This is a genomic window from Paucilactobacillus nenjiangensis (assembly GCF_008632615.1).
Taxonomy (GTDB): Bacteria; Bacillota; Bacilli; order Lactobacillales; family Lactobacillaceae; genus Paucilactobacillus; species Paucilactobacillus nenjiangensis.
Genome location: NZ_CP043939.1, coordinates 2,138,801 through 2,162,474, shown reverse-complemented (window position 1 = coordinate 2,162,474; position 23,674 = coordinate 2,138,801). Strand labels below are relative to the sequence as shown.

The window sequence follows — 23,674 nt, the reverse complement described above, 5'->3', positions numbered from 1 at the left end:
GCAGGCCGGTCTTTTATTGAAGTGAAGCAAATTTAAACATTAAGATTATTTTTGCCTGTAATAATAATTATCTGAATAAGGGACATTTTTACCAAAACACTTGGTAGCTGGAATGTTAGAAAAGCACTGCCCTGCGGCGATGTGTACCATCTATTTAGGCATGCTATTAAAAAAATGGCAAAGCTTAAAGATTAAGGGCGATCGGACGATGAACTTGGCGTATAAAGTCATGATGAACCAGCAGCGAAGCTATACGTTACGGCAGTACGCGGTGATTTGTATTAGGACCAACGCGCTGGATGATTACGAAGAGCAAACCATGAAGATCATTCATGACTTGGAGCCGGGGCACAAGTTGATTCTGATGACACCTTATAATGCCCGGGCCGATGCTGACTGAAATTCATCAAAGTTGGCCGTTTTGGAACGGCGTCTGCCAGCTAAGTATAAGTTCATTACGATTGCCGACTGGGGCAAGATTGCGGCGCAACATCCAGAAGTCTTCAAAGGGATAGATGGCGTACACTTCGGTGGCATTCGGGCTGGTGATATTTTATACGCCAAGGTAATCAATCAGGCACTACAAGTGGCTAAGCATTCCCCTGTTAAAGAGGATTAGATAAAAATATTTCTTGACGTTTTTGATATATAATGATTAAAGTGTTTAGATAGAGTAAAGCGGGGCCATAACTTAACAGTTGTGGCCTCTTTTTTGATACTGTATAATTAAAGGGTTAGAACCGTGTCATTACTTAATGACATAAGTAAGGAGACAAAAAGATGAAATATGGCTATGCGCGGGTCAGTACCACTGATCAAAAATTAGCAAATCAAATTGAGTTACTAAAATTGGCAGGAGCAGAAAAAATCTTTCAGGAAAAGTTTACCGGCACAACTACTGAACGACCGGATTTTCAAAAACTGTTTCGCGCTCTAAAAACAGGTGATACTTTGATTGTCACTAAGCTGGATCGGTTTGCGCGGAACACGCGTGAGGCATTAGCCATTATCCAAGAGTTGTTTAAAGAAAATGTCAAAGTCAACATTTTGAATATGGGCTTAATTGACAATACGCCGACTGGCCAATTAGTCTTTACGATATTTAGCGCCTTTGCGCAGTTTGAACGCGATATGATTGTCACGCGCACACAAGAAGGTAAATTGTATGCCAAGCAACATGACCCGTTGTTTCGGGAAGGGCGACCGAAAACGTATTCTGATGAACAAATCAGATTTGCTTATGAGCTGCGAAAACAAGGCATGACCTATAAGATGATTGAACGAAAGACGGGGATTAGTAAACGCACGCAGCAGCGACGGTTTAAGTTAATTGAGAAACCAAGTGATACTTCTAAAATCTAAGACAGGTGAAAGATCATGAAAAAGGATATTTTAAATTATTTCCTATTTTGACTGATTTTTAATAATCGTGTGATGTCCCTAATAGTTTGATTTTTACCGTGTATGGTAAAGTGTTTATATGGTAGATTGTAAAATTAATCCGAACGCTGTTCGGACAAAAAAGATCAGCTTCCTTTAAAATGGTGTTTACCACAAACCCATCTTTTAGGTGCTGATCTTTTGTCTAGTATAACCTATTCTGAACGAATTAAAATCGAAACCTTTTGTGAACTAGGCCTGTCCAATATCCAAATGAGCGATCGCCTAAAACGATCACCTGCCACAATTTCTTATGAATTAGCTCGATGTGAACCTTACCAGGCCGAAGTGGCCCAAACAGATGCCGAATACAAGCGGTCACGATGTGGCCGAAAGACTAAATTGAATGACAAATTAAGGCAAATAATTTTAAACCATTTACGGCTAAGTTAGTCACCAGAAATGATAGCTCACGAATTTAAACTAGCGACTAAATCAATTTATAATTGGTTAAATCAAGGGAAAATTGAGTTTTCTTTAAATGATTTGCCTGAACATGGCGTGCGCCAACGGCGTAACCTTGACCAACGTTCTAAATATAATCAATCATTAGGGCGGTCAATTGAACAGCGACCCATCGTGGTTAATCGACGTAATCGCATCGGTGATTTTGAATTAGATACAATTGTTGGCCCCCGTGGGCATAGTAAGGCAGTTTTATTAACCTTAATCGATCGCAAATCACGTTTCCTTTGGGCCTACCGATTAAAAAACCGGACAGCAGTAACTGTTAATGAAGCCCTAAATAAGTTTCTAGCAACTTTTAATGGCCCGGTGCATAGTTTTACGGTGGACCGTGGCACTGAGTTTAGCGGTCTAGTATCACTTGAATCACAATATGGTATTAAGACCTATTACTGTCATGCTTATACTCCAGCTGAACGTGGTAGTAATGAACGCTTTAATCGGAATTTACGTTATTTTTATCCTAAAGGGACTCGTTTTGAGCACATTAGTGCTCAAGATTTAACGACGACGTTACTCCAAATTAACCAGCGACCGCTTAAAATACTCGACTGGCAAACACCGTATCAGGTTATGCTGACAAATTTGTCAAAAAATTCGGATTAAATTTGCAATCTACCACTCAAATGCCATCCATGCCGTTGAAAAATATTCAACCCGTAAGGCTGACGTCATGGTTTGTTTCTGCGTCATTGACAGTTGCTGCATTAAACGACCCTCTTTCATGTGACTGTTCATCTAAGTACAGACACATGATATATTCAACATATGTATATGTCAACATATAACGCCGATCAATGACTCCATGAAAGGTCTTGCAGCAACTTCTTAACAAACTAGTGCTGGTGGGCGTGTTGTTGACTTGACTGGGGCCGATAAGCGGCAACTAACCCTGTCACAGCGTCCAAAGTCATAATCAGACCCATTAACCACATCGCTGCCATATTGTGCATGGTACCAATTAGAATCAGCAGCACCACATTTAACGCCAGCATGAGCCAGCCCATTGTTTTCGACATTTGTTGCATGAAAATCCTCCTCAAGTGTATGGATAAGACCTATACCATTTTTCGATACTACTTTAGATTAATTCTAAATTATGTTTATGGCAATCCTAAAAAGTGTTAAAATTCTTGTCAGAGGGGGAAATCACGATGAAAACCTATACGGACTATTTCTTTGATGAGCCAGCGTTTGATCTCCATGATGGCGGGTACGTGCCGCTTGAGGTCAGTGATGCGCCTGAGAAGCCCTTAAATGTGCCGCCGTTGTTGAAACCGGATAAAGAGACGGCGACCGACGTTTATTACACGGTGACAGCAGAGGCTGGGGAAACGCAACTGTTACCTGGGGCGAAGACCAAGACGTGGGGCTATAATACCAGTCTGTTAGGTCAGACGATTGTGTATCGCCGTGGTCAGCATACGCATGTGACACTGAAAAACACTCTGCCTGAGTTGACCACTTTTCATTGGCATGGGGCTAATGTCAGTGGCCCTTATGTTGATGGCGGATGCCATGCGCCGGTTTATCCGGGTGAAAGTAAGCATATCGACTTCACATTGGAACAACCGGCGACGACTTTGTGGCTGCACGCGCATCCGTGCCCATCCACAGCCGAGCAGGTTTGGCATGGTTTGGCTGCCATGGTGATTGTCAAAGACGACCATGAAGCCAGCCTGCCATTGCCAAGGAACTATGGCGTTGACGATATTCCGGTCATTTTGCAAGACCGGCGTTTTCATGAGAACAACCAGTGGGACTACCGGGCTGATTATGATCCTGACGGTGTTGCTGGGCCAACTGCAATGATTAACGGTACAATCAATCCCTATTTTGATGTCACCACGCAAAAGGTCCGGTTGCGTTTTCTGGATGGTGCTAATCGCCGTGAATGGCGGTTGCATTTTTCCGATGACCTGCCATTTACGCAAATTGGCGGGGATGGCTCACTGTTACCGGAGCCGGTCAAATTTACCCATTTGATGATGACTTGTGCTGAGCGTGCCGAAGTGATTGTTGATTTTGGCCAATACCATGAAGGCGACGAGGTCACCTTATATACGGATGATGTACCATTGCTAAAGTTCCGCATTCATGCGTTCGAACCGGATCAGACTACCTTGCCTGATAAGTTGTTCGATGTGAAATCACCAGTGGTTGACCCGGCTTTGCCAGTTCGCCACGTTGTGATGCAGGGGATGGACGAAGGTGTTGCGATTGATGGTAAAAAGTTTGCCATGCAGCGGATTGATGCCACGCAACCAATTGGCAAAGCCCAGTACTGGGATGTTACCAATAGCAATGATGCGCCTGGAATGGTTCATCCATTCCATGTGCATGGAACCCAATTCTTAGTCTTGTCGCGGAATGGGCATGCGCCGTATCCAAATGAACATGGTTTCAAAGATACAATTGGCGTGAATCCTGGTGAAACGGTTCGGCTGCTGGTTCGCTTTGATTTGCCAGGGGTTTATATGTATCACTGCCATATCATTGAGCACGAAGATGGCGGCATGATGGCACAGATTGAAACATTCGATACAGCCAAGCCAAAGCAAGAATATAAATTGATGGATATGGATACGTTAATGATGGCCTTGGCTAAAGAACGTGGCGTCAAACCATCTGAGATTTGGATGGGCGGTATGCAGTCTTATGAAAAAATGGGAATGAAAATGTAAACGTCCCACAATAATAATATAGAAAAAGATGATTTTAATATGCACTCTCCAACGATCAAACATCGCGGGGCTTTTGTCGCCACGTTACTGACAGGTACCTTTTCGATGTCAATTTCTCAGTCTTCTTTAAGCACCGCTTATCCTGCTTTTATGAAAGCTTTTGGTTTAGGAGCGGATACAGTTGCTTGGCTGACAACCGGCTTTATGTTGGTGATGACCTTGATGATTCCGGTTAGCCCATGGCTGTTGCATAATGTTACTTTCCAACGGCTTTTCCAAGCGATTGAACTCATTTTTGCCATTGGGACAGGCTTATGTATCTGGGCACCGAGTTTTACCGTGCTCATGATTGGCCGGTTGCTTGAAGCGATTGCGGTCGGGATTATTTTCCCGAGTTTCCAGACCGTGTTGCTGACGATTACGCCGCATAGTGAGCGTGGTCGGGTGATGGGCACGGCGGGATTGGTCATGGGCTCAGCCTTGGCAGTCGGTCCGATTATTTCCGGTGTTTTGCTGACATGGTTCCCTTGGCAGGCTTTATTCTTGTTCTTCTTGGTCGTTTCGCTGCTTGTATTGGCCGTTTCAACGGTGACCATTGCGTCTGTCATGCCATTGCAACCGACGCAACTGGACTGGGTGTCCTTCCTTTTATCCGCAAGTTTTCCAATTCTACTTTATGCCTTGGGTGCTTTGTCGAAAAAAGGCTTAACTGTTGGCGTGGTTGGTTTGTTGATTTTAGGCGTTCTGGCAGCTGGTATTTTCGTTGTTCGGCAATTGAATCGCCAACCACCAATGTTGCAAATGCGAGTTTTTGCCACTGGTATGTTTACTAAAGCGGTGTTTCTGACCGGAATTTCATACGTCGGTTTGATTGTCACCACTATCCTGATGCCGCTTTACTTTCAAACGCTACTTGGTTTGTCACCGTTGATTTCTGGCTTGTCCTTAGTGCCAGCTGCGGTGTTGCTGAGTATTTTGAATCCAATTAGCGGGCGCCTACTGGATCGCTTTGGACCGCGTGTTGTGGCCATGATTGGCATGTTGTTGATTACTGGCGGCTTTGGTCTGTTAGCAGTCTTTGCCCATCATTTACCGCTGATTGGGGCAATTATGTTGGCGATGGCGACTGAAGCCGGCAATGCCTTTGTGATGATGCCTTCAGTGACGGCTGGCGCGAATGCTTTGCCGAATGAGCTCGTGGCAGACGGCACTGCGGTTACAACGACGGCTCGTCAGTTATTCGGTTCTGCCGGTGTCATGTTCGCCACAGTGTTGTTGGATGGCATGCAAACCACGCTGCGAAGTCATGCTGGCGGTTTTGCTGTTACCTTCGCTGTGTTTGCTGGCGTGGGCCTGATTGGCTTGCTGTTGGCGTTGACGTTACCAAAGGAAGTCGCGAAGAAAGCGGTATAGCTGCGAATTCGTGCTTTGCATCTACAAAAATGACCGCCTACCAAAAAGTAGGCGGTCATTTTTGTTGCAACTAAGCATGCTTGACTGGGTTGGATGTAAGCTGATTCCTGAGACAACTTTTATCAGATATCGCAAGAAGTGCAATATAAAAAGATGAGATTTACATGCGATAATTACGTTATACTAGTTTAGAGAGGGCGACATAATGATCATTCAAACAAAGGGACTTACTAAAACTTATCAATCAAAAGTGGTGGTTGACCATATTGATTTATCAATCAAAGAAGGAAGCTTAACTGCTCTACTAGGACCCAATGGCGCTGGTAAAACAACCACTATATCGATGCTCACAAAGATCTTAAATCCAACCAGTGGAATGATCAAGATGAAACCAGACATAAAGATTAGCATGGTATTTCAACAGAGTATTTTAGATAATGATTTGACAGTTATGGAAAATTTGAGTATTCGAAATAAACTTTATAAAGAAGCCAAATCTAATCATATTGATGCTTTGATTCAGAAAATCGGGTTAACTGAATTTATTAATCAAAAATACGGCCGACTTTCTGGTGGGCAACGGCGACGAGTTGATATAGCAAGAGCTCTACTTAATCAACCTGATATTATTTTTTTGGATGAGCCAACTACGGGTTTGGATATCCAAACCCGCTCGGCAATTTGGAAATTGTTGCATTCATTGCAAAGTCAAAATAATTTAACCATTATTTTGACGACACACTATCTTGAAGAAGCAGACAATGCAGATGAGGTTTATATTATTGATCATGGCAAAATAATTGCCAGCGGATCCGCTGATGAAATTAAAACACAAAACTCTAGCAGTAAACTCGTGATTGTTTCTGAACAAGCTGATCAATTAATGGCATTGATACCAAGTAAAATAATTCATACGCAGATTAATCATAAAACCATTTGTTTAAAGGCTAATTCTGACGAAGCACTCTCATTATTATTAAAGTTTCGTAGTTTCATTAAAACGTTCACTTATCAAGAGGGGACGATGGATGATGCTTTTTTGTCATTAACCGGAAGGAAGATGCGTTGATATGATTACTTTAACAAGGAGAAATCTACTGTTGTATTTCCGCAATCGCCCCGGAGTATTCTTTTCATTATTGGGAGCAATGATTTCATTTCTCTTATATATTGTCTTTCTAAAAAAGTCAATGATAAGTAGCTGGAAAACTGTCCCTAGTTCTCACCAATTACTTGATTTTTGGTTGATTGGAGGGACTTTATCAGTGACTGCCATCACAACCACCCTTACCTCACTTGGACAATTAGTAAAAGATAAAGAACGCAAGGTTATTAAAGATTTTTATTTAACAGACCTTTCTCATTTTGAAATCACCATGAGCTATATGTTAAGTGCCGCTTTGATTGGCTTTATTATGCAAATAGTTATGTTCGTACTGATGATAGGATACTTTTCAATCACAGATAACTTGACCATGCCATGGGAGTCGCTACCAGCTGTAATTTGCGTTGCTCTTTTTAGCTCTTTACTAGCAGTTGTAATTAATATGCTGTTTATCCAGTTTATTAGTCGCTTTGATTCCTTGAACGCTATAGGAACAATTGTTGGCACGGCCTCTGGCTTTTTAGTGGGTACCTATATTCCAATTGGTATTCTTCCTAACTTTGCGCAGTTACTTATCAAATTAACTCCGGGTGCATATGTAGCAGCCGTTTATCGACAAATACTTATGGCAGATAAATTAAAAACCTCTTTTCATGGTCAGCAAAGCCATTTTGAAAAAACGATGGGAATTAAGTTAGAGTGGCATCATTTATTAACTGGAATGCAAACGACTGTGCTCCTTACCATAGTTTTTTTATTAGGAATAGCAGTTTTACTAATTGTTGACTTAATTCGAAGCAAGGAAAATGTGAGAACGGTTGATTGAGATAGCAAATATGATGAAACAAGTAGACCAATGTTTTGTGATTATTGATTAAGCATTCCAAGTGAATTGCGAGGGATCAATAATGCCTATAAAAATCCGATTAAATTGGAATCTGCCTTAATTGCATCGACACGCAGTCACATTACGATATTGGCCTAGCCAATAAACTATGCTGGATAAAATTGATTTTGGATAATTTTTATTATTACAATTTTTTCAAGATTAGTCTACCCTCAAGCAACATTTTGTGCATCAAATTCCCCCCTTTTTCACTATGAAAAGTTGTTCCATACTCAGACATAAGTTTAGAGACAGAGTTAAATTGAGTTCGTTTTATTTCTTGTTCTTTACTCTCATCATAAATAGAATAGTAAAATACCAAAGTAATGTCATTATCATAAATATTATAATAGTCAAAAATCGATTGAAAATATGAGTAATCAGCTGGAGAAAATGAATGTCCATAAAAAACTATAGTTTTAACGGTTTGGGGTAATAATTTATCTTGTTTCTCACTCGCTAAAGTCATTATTCGGTAAGTTTTTGTAAACCTAAATACTGGACTATCAGGGCTTATATTTTTTGAATCAATCCCAATTATTGGATGGTCTTCAAGTTTTCCATGTATATTTCGTTTTATATTACATGAGGAATCTTTTGTACAGGGAGTTGTATAGTTAAAGGACAACAAATTATAGCGTTCATTGGAAGATAATTTGTTTAATAGCTGTTGACTCTTTTCTCTATACTTTTCATTCTGTAATGTTTTTAAATAATCGTTGAAGCTTTTCGGTGATTGCATTTTAACTCTTAATTGACATATTACATTATTATTGTTACAAAAGAAATTGATAAAGATTTTCCCAATGGCATTAAAGAACTTTTAGGCTAATCTAATAAAAAGATCGAAGCGACTTTGCTTCGATCTTTTTATTTAATTATTCAATTTCAATGTGACTATCATTATCCACAGCCTGATCGAGTTTTGGTAGTGTCATACTGAGAACACCATTTTCATACTTTGCGGTGATCTTATCCCGATCAACATCCGGCAGATGGTATTGACGACTAACCTGACCATAAGTGCGTTCACTGTGAATCATGTTGCCTTTCTTATCACTATCATCACTGAAGCTGCTCCGGTGACCGGTAACAGCTAACATATCATTGGCATAGTTCAGGTGGATATCCGCCTTATCAAAGCCCGGTAAATCAATCTTTAATTGATATGCTTGATCTGTTTCCTTCACATCTGTTTTCATTGTGCCATGTTCCGGCGTTATTGAGTAGAAAGCTTTTCCAAGGTTTGAGAAGAATCCGTCGTTCATCCAATCACCAAAATCACCAAAGAAATCGTCATGACGTTTTTGTAATCCATTTGCCATACTTATAACTTCCCTTCTTTATCTTGATTCCACTATCAATGCTAATCAGTTTGAACCATAAATTCAAACAAAACAGCTTACTTTTTGTTTGAATTATTTTATTCAAACCATAGTTTTATTATAATTCCATTTTGTGAAAAGCTCTACTAATTTGCTTGCAATTTGAAGTGAACCCCCGAGATTGTTGTCCAATCTCGGGGGTTCACTTCACTGAGTTAATTAACGATGCAAAACTTTTATTCAATGAATATGCCAATCAAGGAGCCATGATAATTAGAGACACAGTTCTTAATGGATTTGATATAAGTCAAGTTGGAAAAAAGGAACAAAGTGAAGTTGCAAGATCAATTGTTCAATACTTGCTTAAGGAAAAGGATGCTACCCCTTTCTAGTTCTATTACAGCATTTGTTGATATTAGAAAGTAGGTCATTGAAAATAAATGGAACTCATTCATCGGAGGTTATCCTAAAATGACAGTAGAAACAAATGAATTAAATTTTGAAGATCAACTTATCCATTATTTGGTCAATATTGGTGGCACCAAGCAATGGGAATATTTATCCGAAATTCAAACGAATGATCAACTTTGGGCAAATTTTAAGCACATTTTGGAAATTAATAACCCTGACAAGTTAACTCGTCCCTTATCTAAAACCGAATTTGCACAAGTGGAAGAGGAGATCTCTAACCTTGACACACCATACCATGCAGGGCAGTTTCTGTATGGTTTGAACGGAAAATCAACGTTTAACTGAACTACATATCCGCCACTCATACAGCCGTAAGGGTTGTCCGTATGATAATGCGCCAATGGAATCCTTTCACGCTTCCCTCAAAAAGGAATGTGTTTATCCAGTGCCGGTCTTTGAAGATTATGAAACTGCCGCTGCCGTCCTTTTTGAATATGTGCATACTTTCTACAATAGGAAGAGAATTCATAGTTCACTGGGCTACCAGACCCCCTTACAAGTTGAAATTGCAACACTTACGAGCCAAATGGCCGCCTGATTTAATGCTTTCCATGGTTCAAATAAGTTATTAATCACGATTAATGATTTATTTGAGCTGTGGAAGGTAAACGCGGTTCTGAATGTCTCTTAAAACCTGTCTCAAATATTGACTTCAATCCAAAAAAAGTCAAAGACTAGAAAAAAACATTAAGCAGCAATTAACAGACCTAGAAACCATTTTTGTAAGTATTATGTTTGAAAAATAAATTTGTTTTTCATTTTCAGGCCAATAGGGTATACCCTAGTGGTCATTTTTGGGTGCGCCCGGCATGGGCGCCAACTAGGTGGTGAAAGTCCACTGGTAGTAGTCGGAACCACTAGCCAAGGACAAGGGTGTCCACTGTGAAGTGGAATCTGAAGGAAGTCTGAGGAGCAAAATACCGCACCAATGAACAAGAAGTAGCTATAAGGCCAGAACTGATTGGATAAGATTGCCCAACAAATCGAAGTCCGATACTACTCAAAATCACGATGGTAAAGCTAATGGTGACATAGTATGAAAGTTGACGTTCTTACCCGGGGAGGCCTGATAGACAAGTCCCGACAAGAAGAGCAATCAAGTTCTACAGGACAACTGTTTCAGTGATGGAATACTGAGTTTATCAGGAGTCAGCCGAGGCCATAGTAGTGACTTCGTCACGAAGGGCTGAACAGTAATAACTCACATTGATTATGGAGGTGGAATTTATGCGACGATCGCAGAAAACAGAAAACAAAGCTGACCACCAGTGGATGGTAGGTCTGGAAGACCAAGAACAAACTGGGGCGCGTAGGATGAATTCTAATGAAACAACGATGATGAGTGGCATTAAGTTTGAACAACGCGTGTTGGATCGAGATAACTTGAATCTGGCCTATCAACGGGTTGTGCGTAATAAAGGTGTCGCAGGCATCGACGGAATGACCATCGATGATCTGTTAGGTTATTTGAGAGTTCATAAAACTGAACTTATTCATCAGTTGAATGATGGGACGTACCGGCCGAAGGCGGTTAAACGGGTAGAAATACCCAAACCAAATGGTGGCGTGCGAAAATTAGGCGTGCCAACGGTAATTGACCGAATGATACAACAAGCAATCGCACAAGTGATGTCTCCGATTTTTGAACAAGTTTTCTCAAATAATAGTTTTGGTTTTCGACCTAATCGAAGTGCGCAAGATGCAATTAAACGAGTGGTATCGCTGTATAACGAGGGTTACCACGTCGTGGTTGATCTTGATTTAAAGGCATACTTCGATACAGTCAATCATGATTTACTGATCAAGTATATCGAACAATATATTGATGATCCTTGGTTGATTAAGCTAATTCGAAAGTTTTTGACTAGTGGTGTTATGACTGGTTCAACCTTCGAAGCGAGTGTCGTGGGAACCCCGCAAGGCGGACCACTTTCACCACTATTGGCGAATATCTATCTCAATGAGCTGGATAAAGTATTAACGGAACGAGGTCTCCACTTTGTCCGATATGCGGATGACTGCAATATTTACGTTAAGAGTAAACGAGCAGGTCACCGGGTACTTGAGAGTATTAGTAGATTTCTGGAAAAGGATCTTAAAGTAACCGTCAATCGTGACAAAAGTAAAGTCGGGTCACCATTGAGATTGAAATTTCTGGGATTCTCACTGGGAGTTGGTAGGGGTGGTGCTTTCTCAAGGCCGTCAAAACAATCCCAAATACGGGTCAAACAGGAACTCAAACGAATTACGAAACGCAATCGCGGAATTTCACTTGAACAAATGTTTATAGAAATCACACGAAAAATGCGCGGATGGATTCAATACTACTCATCTGGTAAGATGACAAACTTCTTGAAACGAATAGATCAGTGGCTACGGTCTAGAGTTCGACAATACATCTGGAAATCATGGAAGAAAATCAAAACGAAGATCACTAACCTGAAACGACTAGGTTTGAATCAGAATGATGCTCGGCTAGCTGCTTATACCCGCAAGGGTTACTGGCGCACAGCACATAGCAAAACACTACTTTATACGTTAACAAACGAAAAACTGGAACAACTTGGATTGATGAATCTCTCCAAGGTATTCCAGCCTATTCAAAATGCTTAAATTACTGAACCGCCGTATACGGAACCGTACGTACGGTGGTGTGAGAGGTCGGTAGCTGAACTAATCAACTGCCTCCTACTGCTATACTAGGAATTATAAATGTTCATTAGAACTGTCCAAAAGGAAGTGCTGACAATGGCTAAAATCGGTTATGCTCGCGTGAGTTCCAAGGAACAACATTTAGATCGGCAGCTAGCTGTTTTAAAGGGCGTTGATAAGCTATTCACAGATAAATTGAGTGGGGCCAACACCAATCGACCAGAACTGCAAAAAATGCTCGCCTATGTTCGCGAGGGTGATATTGTCATGGTCACTGAATTAGATCGCTTAGGCCGAAACAACCAGGACTTAACTAAGATCATGAACACCATTCAAAATAAGGGGACCACCCTAGATGTGTTAAACTTGCCGTCCATGACAGGGATTGCGGATCCTAATTTACGCCAGCTCATGACGAATCTCATTATTGAACTGTATAAATATCAAGCTGAAAGCGAACGTAAGCGGATCATTGAACGGCAGCAACAAGGGATTGCCCTCGCTAAACAGCAGGGTAAATATCATGGTCGGAAACCTCAATATGCCGAAGATGATCCCCGTTTACTACATGCTTTTAAACTTTACCAGACGGGCATGAGTGATGTAGATGTTGCCCGTAATACCGGGATTAAACGGACGACCTTTATCAGATACCGAAAGAAATTCGATGTGCATTGAACCGGTTTACATGAGATAATCAGAATAGATTAGAAGCCCTGAAACAGGCGTAAAATAACAAATGTTTAAAAATGATGCTACTGGAAGTTGGTCGCATTGATTACTCACGTCATGAATGCGAAGAACGTGCGGACAACCGTACATGCCAAGAAACATAACCGACGAGAGCAACAAGAAACCTACATCCAAGAAAATGTGCTGAACCGTCAATTTCCAGTTGTCTAATTAACTGACTAAAAATAGTCCAATTTATTGACTTCTGAGCATTTAGATGTGGTATTAGATATTCATAAATTTAATATGTTTTCAAGTAAAATTAAGACAGTAGCTAATTTATCATTTGCATCTTACCATCAATTATCTGATAAACTTTGTCTGCCGTATTTTTTAACCTTAAGTCATGAGTAACTACAATAATAATTTTATTTCTCTTATGTGCTAAATCTCTGAGTAACTCGATTACTTTCATAGATCTATCCGTATCTAAGGCGGCTGTGGGTTCATCCGCTAAGATATAGTCAGGATCAGTGTATAATGCTCTAGCAATTGCCACACGTTGCTTTTGTCCACCAGAAAGTTGATTAGGATATTTTTTTAGGAGTTCTAAAAGTCCTAAATCAGATAGAAGTTCATGCATTTTTTGTTCAGTTAAATTTTGTTTTTTTAGTTTATCTACTAATTTAAACTGTTCTTCGACCGTTAAAAATGGAACTAAGTTATAAGATTGTAAAACAAATCCTATTTTTTCCAATCTTAATTTTGTTTGCTGTTTTTCGGATAAACTTTTAATTGTGCTGTCATTTATTTTTACGTCACCCTCAGTTGGTGTCTGCAGCCCGCCGGCTATAGTCAAAAATGTAGTTTTTCCTGATCCTGATGGCCCTACAACTAAAATAAGCTGACCACTTTCTGCTTTAAAATTAATATTTTCCAGCGCTACGTACTTACTACTCCCTTCTCCAAAAACTTTTGTCACCGATTCAAAAATTAGATTTGACATGAAATTAACCTCCAATAATTTTGTAAGGATCAACTTTGGCGATTTGACGAATAGGTATCAGTGCACCTAACAAGGACATAATAATAATACCGATTCCAGTTACAATAATATTACTTTTATCGATGACAATGGGTACCTCGCTGGGTAACGTAATAGCTGTTATTTCACCTAATATAATGGCTATAATAACGCCAATAACTGAAATAATAAATGATTGAAATAACGTACTCAAAATAAGATATTGCGTTGAGACTCCTTGCGCCTTCAAGACACCTAAGTTGGGTAATTTTTGAACAGTCAGAATATACAAAAAAATTGAAATAACAATTAGAATAATAATATACAAAAAAGCAATCATGAAGTCGAATGTGAGTTGTTGTGCGCTATATCCAGGTAATTTTTTAATAAATGAGCTAATGCTCAATTGATTGGTCCCTTTTGGTATTTTTGAATTCTTTAACTTATTCTTGAATACCACAGCATTTGTTACACCTTTATTCAGTGGTTGAATAGTGTCTGGTGAAATATAAACCACGGGAAGAGCACTTAAAGTTGCCCTGGGTGTAAAACCTGTAATTTTAATCCTCAATGATGAATTAGCAACTAACAAGTGGTCACCGATTTTGAATCCATCACTTTTGAATTTATCCGATACGACGCCGGCATTGTTTCGGATATTTTTACTACCACTTGTTATTTTCAATTTTTTAAATATGAACGATTTGGAATCAAGACCTACTAATTGAGTATTCTCTTTTAATCCATTTTCTGATTTTACAAGTGTACTATACTGTGAAATTCTGGTTCCATTATTGGGTAAACTAGCAACCTCATCCTGTGAAAGAAAAGATTGTTGTAAACGTCCTTCAGAATCACTATTTAAGACAATACTTGAAGCATCCCACTCGTTAATTGCCGCTTTGTTTAGGTTAGCTAAACCAGTGGCTAAACCAGTAAGAATAATCAAAAGATAACTTACTAAAAATATAAGTGCCACTATTAGGCTATAACGCAATTTTTCATGTAGCATCTCTTTAATAGCTAAAAACATAATAATCTCCTGTTATTAATTCTATTTATTATTAATATATCACTTAATGTGTTTTGAAAAGGTTTTTAATAGTAATAGTAATTTTTCTTGGGGTGTCACATATACTCTTTTTGATAAATCAACGAAGTTATTTTTCATTAATTTTGTTAGGATCTTTTTGTAGACATTAATGGATAGTTCTAATGCTACTTTGCCTTTTCTATCTAAAATCTGATTAGTAATCACATCAGTTTCGGCGTACTTGGAAAGTGCTAATCTTGCTAAATATTGCAACAAAGATTGTGTTTGAATATCAGGTTTACTCTCTAACAAAACTTGTTTTTGGATATCATATTTTGAGAGCGTAAAATATCTTGTGTACATGGTAGATTGTAAAATTAATCCGAACAGCGTCGGATTAATTTTACAATCTACCATGTACGTGTCGTATATTCCGCAAATCATTTCGAATTTCTCAGGTGACCCAGTATCACCGCTACAACCACTCGTGGCAATGATTAATGGGATATTATGGACTGGTTACGGCTGGTTCAAGACTTATAAGGATTGGCCCGTTATTATTTCAAATGTTCCCGGGGTGATTTTTAGATTTATCACTGTTTTAACCGTTTATATTCATTAACCGAATGACAAATTGACTGTAAACTAAAAGTCCGCTGATACTTTTAAACGCTTATCGGCGGACTTTTTTGCAAGGTGTTAAGCGTTCTTTAAAGCAGCCTGAGCTAACAATAGGCCACCGGCAATGCCAGAATTGTTACCCAGTCCAGCGGGAACGATATAGTCATCCAGTGGTGGGACTTCTTCGTAGCCATTTAGATAGGCGGCAAACTTTTCACGAATCATGGGAAAGAGCTGCCGTTGATTCATAACACCACCGTTAAGAATAATCTTATCAGGTGCGAAGGCGACGGTAAGGTTGACACATGCCTGTGCGATGTAGTCAGCGATGATTGGCCAGACCGGATCGTCAACGGGAATATCTTTCCCAGCTTTCCCCGTTCGTTTTCCAACTGCTGGCCCAGCAGCTAAACCTTCTAAACAGATGTCATGGTAAGAACAGTTGGACTTGAAATCGTCCCCAGGTAACCGGTTGAGTCGCATGTGACCAAGCTCAGTATGAGTGCGACCATTAAAAATGTGGTTCTGACTAATGACGCCAGCGCCAACACCGGTACCAATCGTCATGTAGATGCTGTTAGGGACGTCCTTAGCGATTCCAATCATTGATTCGCCATAAGCGGCTTCGTTAACATCAGTGGTCCAGTAGAGTGGGATGTTGAATCGACTTTTAAGATGGCCTAAAAAGTCGAAGTCACCCCAGCCGGGTTTGGGAGTCGTGGTAATGTAACCATATTTCGGATCATCGGGATTAACGCCGATGGGGCCAAATGAACCGATACCAATCGCGTCAACGGGATGAGTCGTAAAATAGTCGTCTACCGCAGTCATGGTTTCAGCGGGGGTTGTCGTGAGGATCGAAATTCGGTCGCTAACTTGCCCGTTTTCAGCGCCCGTGGCACAAACAAATTTTGTACCACCAGCTTCAATTGCACCTAAAAGCATAGTGTGCCTCCTGTAGTTAAAAATGTAGTCTTATTTATTAATAGTATATTCTTAATTAGAAATTTTGTTAACGATTATATTAATTTTGACATAAATAAATTAGCTGACTAGTGAAATCAGCGTTGGTGGGTTTAAGTGGAATCCCCATCGTGTTTAACTGATGCCCCGTATAGCGATTACCCGATGAATCGCTATACGCTAATTCAGCATCGAGATAGTGTAATGGTAATGGGTGCTGAGTTTTGACAGCAGAATTAAGCCCATTTAAGTAATAGCAAATTGCCTGCTTTTTATCTGCCGTTACTAGCAACCACGCAACAACGTGTCTTGTTGTTGGTAGACGATAAAAGTGGGCCTTGATAAAAGTAGATTTCAGTTGCTGATATTTAATCAAGGCTCCTCGAAGAAGTTGCTGTTCACTAGGAGCAAGTTGTTTAGGATTAAGTTCCAATCCTAGTTGCCCGATGCAGGCTAATTGTAATCGAGTTTCAAATGTTGTTATTCGGCCATTTTGCGCATTGGGTGATGAGGTTATATGGTTGCTGAATATCCGTGGTGGAAATAGATAACTAAATCCGTTCTCGATGGTTGCTCGGTCGGCTGGATCAGTCAAATCGCTTATCCACGTCTGATTGGTGTATGGTAGCATACCAAAATCAAACCGGCCACCACCAGCTGAACAATTTTCGATAATCAGCTTGGGGCAGGCGCGCTTCAAGCGTGTGAGAATATCATAAAGTCCACAGACGTAGCGATAATACAGTTCCCCCTGTTGTGCAGCCGGTAAGTGTGTGCTGCCAACCTGTGTAAGATGGCGATTCATATCCCATTTAAGATAATCGAGTTGGTTATTTTGAACCAAGTTCGTCAGAGTAGTGATTAAGTGGTCACGGACAGCGGCCTGCGAAAGGTCTAAGACTAGCTGGTGGCGAGCTGTGATGGGTGTCCGATCAACATATTGTAATACCCAGTCAGGATGTTGTTGGTAGAGCTTACTGTTAGTGGTGATCATCTCTGGTTCCACCCAGAGACCGAATTTCATTCGATGATAATGGGCTTGTTGGGCAAGGGGGTTCAGACCATTAGGAAACTTAATGGGGTCAACAAACCAGTCACCTAATTGCCCATTTTCGCCGTTACGGTTGACAAACCAGCCGTCGTCTAAGACAAGCATTTGTAAGCCCAACTGGTGGGCGTGTTCGATTAAGTGTTGAACTTTAGACTCCGAAACGGCAAATGTCAGTGTTTCCCAAGTGTTAAGCACACTTGGAATGTTAGTCTGGGAGGGCATCAGCTGATAGCTAAAGTCGTGAAATACTTGCGACATGCCGTTAAAACCAGTATTTGTCCAAGTTAGCACGGCTTCAGGAGTCTGAAAACTGCTATTTGGTTTGAGCTGCCATTCGAATGTATCGGGCTCAAGACCGATTGTTAGGCGGCTATGTTGATATTGGTCAACTTCGACAGTACTGTCGAAGTTACCACTCCATGCTAGTGCACAACCAATAACAGTCCCAGCTAATTCTGTCGTGTTAGGTTCTGCTAGAGCCATGAACGGTTGGTGTTGTGGTCCACTAGTGCCGCGCAGACTGCGAACCGTTTGTAACCCTGGGTGTAAACGGTTAAACGATGGATTAGCTTCATGTGCATGGGTACCGCTTAATGTCAGCGCAGTATATTGGTCAGTTGGTAGATCTAGCTGAGCGCTGGATAGGGCTGTTACTTGCAAATTAGTAGTGCCGTGATGGCGCAGAGTTGTGCTTCGCAAGATAAGCGGCTGATTTTCAAAAATAGTGTAGTTAAGATCCATCTGTAACTTGGTCACTGCATCGGCCAAATGAATGACTAAGATTGTTACAGGCGTGTGTTTGCTAACGGTGGGTGGCAATTGGCGCGAGTTGATTGGCTGATCATTCACAGAAAAACCAGTATATTCTAAAATTGGCAGTAATTGATTGTTAGCATCCTTAATAACGTAAGCTGGCTGGCGATAGTCACCACTGCCAATAGTGGAATATTCGAGTGGCAGTGAAGTCACGGAATATGGAAAGCGTTCTGTTGGGTCATTAGCAAAAGCATGGCTACCGGATGGCATCGGCTCAAAGTACGGTTGTTTTGAAAAGTAACGTCCAAAATATCGATGCACTGGGTAACGATGAGCTAAAATTTGAATAACATAGCTAATTTGGTCATTATGAAGATTGATTAAGCCGGTTTTGGGGTCATATTCAACAGGCATGACGTCCTCCTAATAAAGTTTAGACAGTTGTAGCAGCAACTGAGCTAGCTGCCGGTGCAGTCAACGCAACGAGCTGTTCACCAGCTTGGACATTCGTGACTTTGAGTCGTTCAACATTAGCGTAATTGGCCGTATTTGTGACGACTAGCATGACGGTTGGATCATAGTTAGCGGCTTTTAAGGCAGCGACGTCAAACGTTCCGAGTAGATCACCTTGATGAACGGTATCGCCCTTCTGAACGTTAGTAGTGAAGTGTTCACCATTTAAATTGACCGTATCTAATCCTAAGTGAATCAGAATTTCGGCACCAGCAGTTGTTTTGATGCCATAAGCATGATGGCTATCATAAGTGACAGTGATGACCCCGTCAGCTGGTGCGACGACCTGATCAGCGCTTGGCACGATTGCGGCGCCTTTCCCCATGATTTCGGATGAGAAAACTTGGTCGTTAACTTGTTTGAGACTTTCGCTAGTCCCCGTTACTGGTGCACTGATAATCTCATCATTAACATTGATGACGGTACTCGTTGGTGCTGGTGATTTTACTTGATCACGATCGTCACCGAGTGTTCGTTTGGCATAGATAAAAGTTGGAATAAATGCGACGACGAACGAGATGACAGCACTGAGCATGAATGCTGGAATCGACTTTGAAGCAATCGAAATGAACCCGATGACTGATGCGGGACCCATCGCCACGGACAGAACGTGGAATAGTCCTAAGAAAGCTGAAGCAATTCCTGAGGCAATCGCTGCAAAGACAAATGGAAATTTCATCTTGAGGTTGACCCCGAAAATAGCAGGTTCCGTAATTCCGAGTAACGCTGAGACCCCGGCTGAAGAAGTCAGGGCTTTTTGCTTTTGGCTCTTAGTGGCAAAGAAAATAGCTAAAGTGGCGGCACCTTGCCCAATGTTGGCCATCGAGGCGACTGGGAAGATAAAAGAACCTCCCGTTTTGGCGACGTTAGCCAATAACTGGGTTTCAATAGCCGGGAAGGTTTGGTGGAGCCCAGTAATGACAATGGCCGAGTAGAGAAGGCCAAAGATGCCCATGCCAATCCAACCAGTCGTGTTATATAAGCCTACTAAACCGTTAGTTAATGCGTCGCTCACCGTTCGTAAGAAAGGACCGACGATTGTGAAAGTTAGAAAGCCAGTGATGACAATTGCAAACATTGGCGTGAACGTAAAGTCAAATGCACCCTTGATATGTTTGTGGAAGAACTTCTCCAAAGTAGCCAAAATATAAGCAACGGCCAAAACAGGGAGCACTTGGCCTTGATAGCCTGCTTGTGCAACGTGTAAACCAAAGACGTTCCAGTAAACCATCTTGCCGGCAGCCATGGTCGTTGCAACGCTATAGCCGTTAACTAGTGATGGTAAGACCATGATCATGCCCATCGTAGCACCCAGATAGGGGTTGCCACCGAAGCGCTTCGTTGCTGAAAATCCTAAGAGGATTGGCAAGAAAGTAAACGGCGCACTAGCCATCGCGTTAATCATTTCGGCGATACCTTTGAGGCCAGGGTAAACTTCAACAACTGACTTCGCCATAAAAAGATGCTCGGCAGTCAAAACGTTGTTTAGTGCCATTAATAGACCCCCAGCAACTAGTGCAGGGACGATTGGAATAAAAATATCAGATAAGACTTTGAGGAAGTCCATTAATGGATTTTTCTTTTGACCCGCAGCGGCAACTGCCTTTATGTCATCGGGGGTCGCTTCTTTAAGACCTGTTTTGGCGATTAAGGCGTCATAGACTTTATCGACATCGCCAGGGCCAATAATGATTTGGTATTGGCCGTTAGTTTCGAAGGTCCCCTTAACGTCCGCGTCGTCATCTAAGGCTTGTTGATCAATCTTGGATTCATCCTTGATGACCAAACGGAGGCGTGTCGCACAGTGGGCGGCGGCTTGAATGTTGTTTTTACCAATTGCATTAAGTACGCGGTCGGCAACTTCTTGATGATTCATAATAATTCACTCCCTGAGTCTAAAATTATTTTTGATTTAATAATGTAAGCGCTTTACAGACCCAATAATAACAAGTTTGGAAAATATGTCAAGCGTTTGATACAAAATTGAATTGCTTGATAATTTTGTTAAAAAGCCGAATTTGAAACGCTGACATGAAAATATAATATAAAAATGTCAAACGATTGACATATCGGTGTAAGCGGTTTTATAATAGTGACAATTAAGTCGAACGTTAAAAAGGAGCTCATCGTCATGATATGGAATCGTAAAACCCGTTATACCCCTTATGAACAGTGGCCAGCAACTAAGCTACCACAGCTCGTTGCCCAGGCACGCCAGTCTAAGTGGCGGATGCAACATCATATTCAGCCTACATCAGGTTTGTTAAATGACCCCTGTGGCTTTTCATACTTTGATGGTCAGTGGCACCTGTTCTACCAAGCCTTTCCGTTCGGTCCGGTACACGGGCTGAAGTCATGGCAACACGTGACCTCTAAGAACTTGGTGGATTGGCATGATGAGGGCTTAGCGATTCGACCAGATACGCCATACGACTCACACGGCGCGTACACGGGTACAGCACTACCAATTGATGATCAGTTATTTATTATGTATACGGGTAATGTCCGCACTGCCGACTGGCAACGTGAATCGTATCAATTAGGTGCCTGGATGGACACGGATAATCACATTAAAAAGCTGTCCCGGCCACTAATTGCGCATGCTCCGGCTGGGTACACGAGTTCGTTTCGTGATCCGGACTTGATCCGGACTGACCACGGCTACTACGCGCTGTTCGGTGCGCAGACGACTACTGAGATCGGTGCTATCTTGGTTTATTTCTCAAAGGATCTGACCACCTGGACGTGTCAAGGCGAGTTGAACGTTCCCGCAAATGCGCGGGGTTATATGATTGAGTGTCCAAATCTGGTCTGGATCGATCAACAGCCCGTCTTATTGTTCTGTCCCCAAGGGTTATCGCAAGCAACGATCCCGTATCAGAATATTTATCCGAACATATACTTAGTTGCCGATCAATTGGACCTAGCTCAGGCACAATTCACTGAACCCCACGCCCTGACGCAATTGGATGACGGCTTTGACGTGTATGCCACGCAGGCAATCAATGCGCCGGATGGCCGCGCGTTAGCCGTCAGCTGGATTGGGTTACCTGAAATTTCCTATCCAACTGATCGTGAAAATTGGGCCCATTGTTTGAGCTTAGTTAAGGAACTAACGCTTAAAGATGGGCACCTCTATCAAAATCCAGTGGCAGCGGTGGATGATTTGCGGACGACGGCGCATGACCTAGTCTTTGAGCAACAACGGGCGACGGTGGCCGCTTTGAATGGCAGCTTTGAACTCTTACTGACGGTTCCCGCTGATAAAACGGTCACGGTTAACATTGCTGATCAGCAGGAAAGTGGTCAGCTGCAGGTGACTGTTGATGCCAACCATGGTCAGGTTATGATTGATCGGCGGCATACGGGGAATTCGTTTGCTGAAGATTATGGTCAGACTCGTCAAGTTGAGTTAACGGCCCATAAGACGATAAAAATCCGGCTAATCATAGATGTGTCAGTCTTTGAATGCTATATTGATAACGGCTATTTCGTGATGACCGGCCGTTTCTTCTTAAACGCTACCCCGAGTCGCCTTAACGTTCAAGGTGACACTACGGCAGTTACCGGTAAAGTCTGGGAATGGCGCCAATCAGAGCATACTGGAGTCGATAACAATGAAACCAAAATTAAATGATGTTGCGAAGCTAGCGGGGGTCTCAGCGACAACCGTTTCTCGGGTTATTAATAACCATGGCTACCTGAGTAGTCAGACTAAAGAAAAAGTTTTCGCGGCGATGCGAGAACTGCATTATCAGCCGAATAATATGGCACGCTCACTGCAAGGAAAGAATACGCGCTTAATTGGCGTCATCTTTTCAGATATTAGTAATCCGTTCTTTGGTGAACTGGTGTCCCGGATTGAAAAAATCTTATTTGCTAAAAATTATAAGGTGATTTTATGTAATAGTGCGGATGATCCGCAAAAAGAACGCGACTACTTACAAATGTTGATGGCTAATCAGGTCGACGGGATTATTGCTGGTGCCCACAATTTAGGTATTGAAGAATATCAACAATATGGTCTTCCGATTATTTCATTTGACCGGTACTTATCCGACAATATTCCCATCGTTAGTTCGGATAATTACCAGGGGGGCTGGCTAGCAACCCAGACATTGCATCAGGCGGGGGCGACTAACGTGGCTATTTTTACTGGTAAGTCACGCGCTGGTTCGCCAACGAATGGTCGCCGTGAAGGATATGAAGCCTACTTGACTGCCCAACAGCTAACACCCCATGTCCATGAATTACCGTTTGAATTGACCCCTGCGCTGAAGATGATGGAAATTAAGACGATTATGACACAACATCAGTATGATGGTATTTTTTGTAGTGATGATTTGACCGCTTTACTAGTGCTCAACGTCGCGCGACAACTGTCATTAACGGTTCCTGAGCAATTACGCGTTGTTGGTTATGATGGCACGGCGCTCATACGTGATTATCATTCTGAATTAACAACAGTAGAACAACCGTTAGCGGATATTAGTACGTTACTGGTTTCTCTACTATTGCAGCGGATTGAGGATGCGAATTGTACACTGGAATCAAAATATACGTTACCAGTTAAGCTCATCAAGGGCCTTACCGCGTAACT

Annotated in this window: 23 protein-coding genes and 3 pseudogenes; 16 read left to right on the top strand and 10 right to left on the bottom strand. The window is 41.6% G+C overall.

Annotated features, from left to right (window positions below):
- Positions 1-139: 139 nt before the first annotated feature.
- From F0161_RS11880 to F0161_RS10895, 4 genes and pseudogenes are all read left to right on the top strand, one after another.
- The gene (locus F0161_RS11880; protein WP_404825390.1) at positions 140-400 is read left to right on the top strand and encodes an SGNH/GDSL hydrolase family protein; all 261 of its coding nucleotides are present in this window, start codon (positions 140-142) and stop codon (positions 398-400) included.
- 21 nt (positions 401-421) lie between these two features.
- Positions 422-619, top strand: a complete 198-nt coding sequence (locus F0161_RS11875; protein ID WP_260158558.1) for an SGNH/GDSL hydrolase family protein — start codon at positions 422-424, stop codon at positions 617-619.
- 161 nt (positions 620-780) lie between these two features.
- A complete protein-coding gene (locus F0161_RS10905) occupies positions 781-1,362 on the top strand; it encodes a recombinase family protein (protein WP_150204589.1) in 582 nt (193 codons plus the stop codon).
- A gap of 219 nt (positions 1,363-1,581) precedes the next feature.
- Positions 1,582-2,511: pseudogene (locus F0161_RS10895) on the top strand (IS30 family transposase).
- 12 nt (positions 2,512-2,523) lie between these two features.
- Here F0161_RS10895 and F0161_RS11480 read toward each other — a convergent pair.
- A pseudogene (locus F0161_RS11480) lies at positions 2,524-2,613 on the bottom strand (cation transporter); the annotation flags it as partial.
- Between the two features lie 128 nt (positions 2,614-2,741).
- A complete protein-coding gene (locus tag F0161_RS10890) occupies positions 2,742-2,933 on the bottom strand; it encodes a hypothetical protein (RefSeq protein WP_003576326.1) in 192 nt (63 codons plus the stop codon).
- A gap of 126 nt (positions 2,934-3,059) precedes the next feature.
- Between F0161_RS10890 and F0161_RS10885 the strand changes: the two genes are divergently transcribed.
- The 4 genes from F0161_RS10885 (at position 3,060) to F0161_RS10870 (ending at position 7,933) form a co-directional block, all read left to right on the top strand.
- A complete protein-coding gene (locus tag F0161_RS10885) occupies positions 3,060-4,589 on the top strand; it encodes a multicopper oxidase family protein (protein ID WP_150204588.1) in 1,530 nt (509 codons plus the stop codon).
- A gap of 39 nt (positions 4,590-4,628) precedes the next feature.
- A complete protein-coding gene (locus F0161_RS10880) occupies positions 4,629-6,002 on the top strand; it encodes an MFS transporter (protein ID WP_003690687.1) in 1,374 nt (457 codons plus the stop codon).
- A 205-nt stretch (positions 6,003-6,207) separates the two neighbouring features.
- Positions 6,208-7,071 (top strand): ABC transporter ATP-binding protein, encoded by an 864-nt coding sequence (locus tag F0161_RS10875; RefSeq protein WP_150204587.1) that lies wholly within the window; start codon positions 6,208-6,210, stop codon positions 7,069-7,071.
- A 1-nt stretch (position 7,072) separates the two neighbouring features.
- Complete coding sequence (locus F0161_RS10870) at positions 7,073-7,933, top strand: ABC transporter permease (protein ID WP_150204586.1); 861 nt, start codon at positions 7,073-7,075, stop codon at positions 7,931-7,933.
- Between the two features lie 205 nt (positions 7,934-8,138).
- Here F0161_RS10870 and F0161_RS10865 read toward each other — a convergent pair whose 3' ends face one another.
- The gene (locus tag F0161_RS10865; protein ID WP_150204585.1) at positions 8,139-8,735 is read right to left on the bottom strand and encodes an AbiH family protein; all 597 of its coding nucleotides are present in this window, start codon (positions 8,733-8,735) and stop codon (positions 8,139-8,141) included.
- Positions 8,736-8,871: 136 nt separating this feature from the next.
- Complete coding sequence (locus tag F0161_RS10860; protein ID WP_137602828.1) at positions 8,872-9,318, bottom strand: Hsp20/alpha crystallin family protein; 447 nt, start codon at positions 9,316-9,318, stop codon at positions 8,872-8,874.
- Between the two features lie 471 nt (positions 9,319-9,789).
- Here F0161_RS10860 and F0161_RS10855 point away from each other — a divergent pair.
- From F0161_RS10855 to F0161_RS11770, 5 genes and pseudogenes are all read left to right on the top strand, one after another.
- Positions 9,790-10,062: pseudogene (locus F0161_RS10855) on the top strand (hypothetical protein); the annotation flags it as partial.
- A 19-nt stretch (positions 10,063-10,081) separates the two neighbouring features.
- Positions 10,082-10,327 (top strand): integrase core domain-containing protein, encoded by a 246-nt coding sequence (locus F0161_RS10850; RefSeq protein ID WP_263862655.1) that lies wholly within the window; start codon positions 10,082-10,084, stop codon positions 10,325-10,327.
- 689 nt (positions 10,328-11,016) lie between these two features.
- On the top strand, positions 11,017-12,402 hold the full coding sequence (gene ltrA, locus F0161_RS10840; protein ID WP_150204697.1) for a group II intron reverse transcriptase/maturase: 1,386 nt from the start codon (positions 11,017-11,019) through the stop codon (positions 12,400-12,402).
- 135 nt (positions 12,403-12,537) lie between these two features.
- Positions 12,538-13,119, top strand: coding sequence for a recombinase family protein (locus F0161_RS10835; RefSeq protein WP_150204583.1), 582 nt, complete (start codon positions 12,538-12,540; stop codon positions 13,117-13,119).
- A 96-nt stretch (positions 13,120-13,215) separates the two neighbouring features.
- Complete coding sequence (locus F0161_RS11770) at positions 13,216-13,344, top strand: hypothetical protein (protein ID WP_263862627.1); 129 nt, start codon at positions 13,216-13,218, stop codon at positions 13,342-13,344.
- A gap of 103 nt (positions 13,345-13,447) precedes the next feature.
- Here the strand turns inward: F0161_RS11770 and F0161_RS10830 are convergent, their stop codons facing one another.
- Genes F0161_RS10830 through F0161_RS10820 form a run of 3 tightly spaced genes read right to left on the bottom strand, consistent with a single transcriptional unit; the run spans position 13,448 to position 15,533 of the window.
- Positions 13,448-14,119, bottom strand: coding sequence for an ABC transporter ATP-binding protein (locus F0161_RS10830; protein WP_034529257.1), 672 nt, complete (start codon positions 14,117-14,119; stop codon positions 13,448-13,450).
- Positions 14,120-14,123: 4 nt separating this feature from the next.
- Entirely contained in the window at positions 14,124-15,170 is a 1,047-nt protein-coding gene (locus F0161_RS10825) for an ABC transporter permease (RefSeq protein ID WP_057707429.1), read from the bottom strand.
- 39 nt (positions 15,171-15,209) lie between these two features.
- Positions 15,210-15,533 carry an isoprenoid biosynthesis enzyme family protein gene (locus F0161_RS10820; RefSeq protein ID WP_225423134.1) on the bottom strand — a complete coding sequence of 108 codons (324 nt, stop codon included), beginning with the start codon at positions 15,531-15,533 and terminating at the stop codon, positions 15,210-15,212.
- On the opposite strand from F0161_RS10820, the gene F0161_RS10815 reads away from it, so the two are divergent.
- Positions 15,532-15,792, top strand: coding sequence for a SemiSWEET family transporter (locus F0161_RS10815; RefSeq protein ID WP_263862626.1), 261 nt, complete (start codon positions 15,532-15,534; stop codon positions 15,790-15,792). The two genes, F0161_RS10820 and F0161_RS10815, sit on opposite strands and share 2 nt — an antisense overlap.
- Positions 15,793-15,869: 77 nt before the next feature.
- Here the strand turns inward: F0161_RS10815 and F0161_RS10810 are convergent, their stop codons facing one another.
- The 3 genes from F0161_RS10810 to F0161_RS10800 all read right to left on the bottom strand — a co-directional run bounded on the left by F0161_RS10810 (position 15,870) and on the right by F0161_RS10800 (position 20,950).
- Positions 15,870-16,736, bottom strand: coding sequence for a fructokinase (locus tag F0161_RS10810; RefSeq protein WP_150204582.1), 867 nt, complete (start codon positions 16,734-16,736; stop codon positions 15,870-15,872).
- 79 nt (positions 16,737-16,815) lie between these two features.
- Positions 16,816-18,975: an alpha-galactosidase gene (locus F0161_RS10805; protein ID WP_150204581.1), complete on the bottom strand. Its 2,160-nt coding sequence runs from the start codon at positions 18,973-18,975 to the stop codon at positions 16,816-16,818.
- A 19-nt stretch (positions 18,976-18,994) separates the two neighbouring features.
- Positions 18,995-20,950 carry a sucrose-specific PTS transporter subunit IIBC gene (locus F0161_RS10800; RefSeq protein ID WP_150204580.1) on the bottom strand — a complete coding sequence of 652 codons (1,956 nt, stop codon included), beginning with the start codon at positions 20,948-20,950 and terminating at the stop codon, positions 18,995-18,997.
- A 255-nt stretch (positions 20,951-21,205) separates the two neighbouring features.
- Between F0161_RS10800 and F0161_RS10795 the strand changes: the two genes are divergently transcribed.
- Together F0161_RS10795 and F0161_RS10790 are read left to right on the top strand one after the other, a co-directional pair.
- Positions 21,206-22,711, top strand: coding sequence for a sucrose-6-phosphate hydrolase (locus F0161_RS10795; RefSeq protein ID WP_150204579.1), 1,506 nt, complete (start codon positions 21,206-21,208; stop codon positions 22,709-22,711).
- Complete coding sequence (locus F0161_RS10790) at positions 22,692-23,672, top strand: LacI family DNA-binding transcriptional regulator (protein WP_150204578.1); 981 nt, start codon at positions 22,692-22,694, stop codon at positions 23,670-23,672. Before F0161_RS10795 ends, F0161_RS10790 begins: the two co-directional genes overlap by 20 nt.
- Positions 23,673-23,674: the final 2 nt, after the last annotated feature.

What these genes read in the sequence shown, in the direction of transcription:
- F0161_RS11880 (WP_404825390.1), top strand. Translation starts at nt 140, where the DNA reads ATGTGTACCATCTATTTAGGCATGCTATTAAAAAAATGGCAAAGCTTA.
- F0161_RS10905 (WP_150204589.1), top strand. Translation starts at nt 781, where the DNA reads ATGAAATATGGCTATGCGCGGGTCAGTACCACTGATCAAAAATTAGCA.
- F0161_RS10890 (WP_003576326.1), bottom strand. Translation starts at nt 2,933, where the DNA reads ATGCAACAAATGTCGAAAACAATGGGCTGGCTCATGCTGGCGTTAAAT.
- F0161_RS10885 (WP_150204588.1), top strand. Translation starts at nt 3,060, where the DNA reads ATGAAAACCTATACGGACTATTTCTTTGATGAGCCAGCGTTTGATCTC.
- F0161_RS10880 (WP_003690687.1), top strand. Translation starts at nt 4,629, where the DNA reads ATGCACTCTCCAACGATCAAACATCGCGGGGCTTTTGTCGCCACGTTA.
- F0161_RS10875 (WP_150204587.1), top strand. Translation starts at nt 6,208, where the DNA reads ATGATCATTCAAACAAAGGGACTTACTAAAACTTATCAATCAAAAGTG.
- F0161_RS10870 (WP_150204586.1), top strand. Translation starts at nt 7,073, where the DNA reads ATGATTACTTTAACAAGGAGAAATCTACTGTTGTATTTCCGCAATCGC.
- F0161_RS10865 (WP_150204585.1), bottom strand. Translation starts at nt 8,735, where the DNA reads ATGCAATCACCGAAAAGCTTCAACGATTATTTAAAAACATTACAGAAT.
- F0161_RS10860 (WP_137602828.1), bottom strand. Translation starts at nt 9,318, where the DNA reads ATGGCAAATGGATTACAAAAACGTCATGACGATTTCTTTGGTGATTTT.
- ltrA (WP_150204697.1), top strand. Translation starts at nt 11,017, where the DNA reads ATGCGACGATCGCAGAAAACAGAAAACAAAGCTGACCACCAGTGGATG.
- F0161_RS10835 (WP_150204583.1), top strand. Translation starts at nt 12,538, where the DNA reads ATGGCTAAAATCGGTTATGCTCGCGTGAGTTCCAAGGAACAACATTTA.
- F0161_RS10830 (WP_034529257.1), bottom strand. Translation starts at nt 14,119, where the DNA reads ATGTCAAATCTAATTTTTGAATCGGTGACAAAAGTTTTTGGAGAAGGG.
- F0161_RS10825 (WP_057707429.1), bottom strand. Translation starts at nt 15,170, where the DNA reads ATGTTTTTAGCTATTAAAGAGATGCTACATGAAAAATTGCGTTATAGC.
- F0161_RS10815 (WP_263862626.1), top strand. Translation starts at nt 15,532, where the DNA reads ATGGTAGATTGTAAAATTAATCCGAACAGCGTCGGATTAATTTTACAA.
- F0161_RS10820 (WP_225423134.1), bottom strand. Translation starts at nt 15,533, where the DNA reads ATGTACACAAGATATTTTACGCTCTCAAAATATGATATCCAAAAACAA.
- F0161_RS10810 (WP_150204582.1), bottom strand. Translation starts at nt 16,736, where the DNA reads ATGCTTTTAGGTGCAATTGAAGCTGGTGGTACAAAATTTGTTTGTGCC.
- F0161_RS10805 (WP_150204581.1), bottom strand. Translation starts at nt 18,975, where the DNA reads ATGCCTGTTGAATATGACCCCAAAACCGGCTTAATCAATCTTCATAAT.
- F0161_RS10800 (WP_150204580.1), bottom strand. Translation starts at nt 20,950, where the DNA reads ATGAATCATCAAGAAGTTGCCGACCGCGTACTTAATGCAATTGGTAAA.
- F0161_RS10795 (WP_150204579.1), top strand. Translation starts at nt 21,206, where the DNA reads ATGATATGGAATCGTAAAACCCGTTATACCCCTTATGAACAGTGGCCA.
- F0161_RS10790 (WP_150204578.1), top strand. Translation starts at nt 22,692, where the DNA reads ATGAAACCAAAATTAAATGATGTTGCGAAGCTAGCGGGGGTCTCAGCG.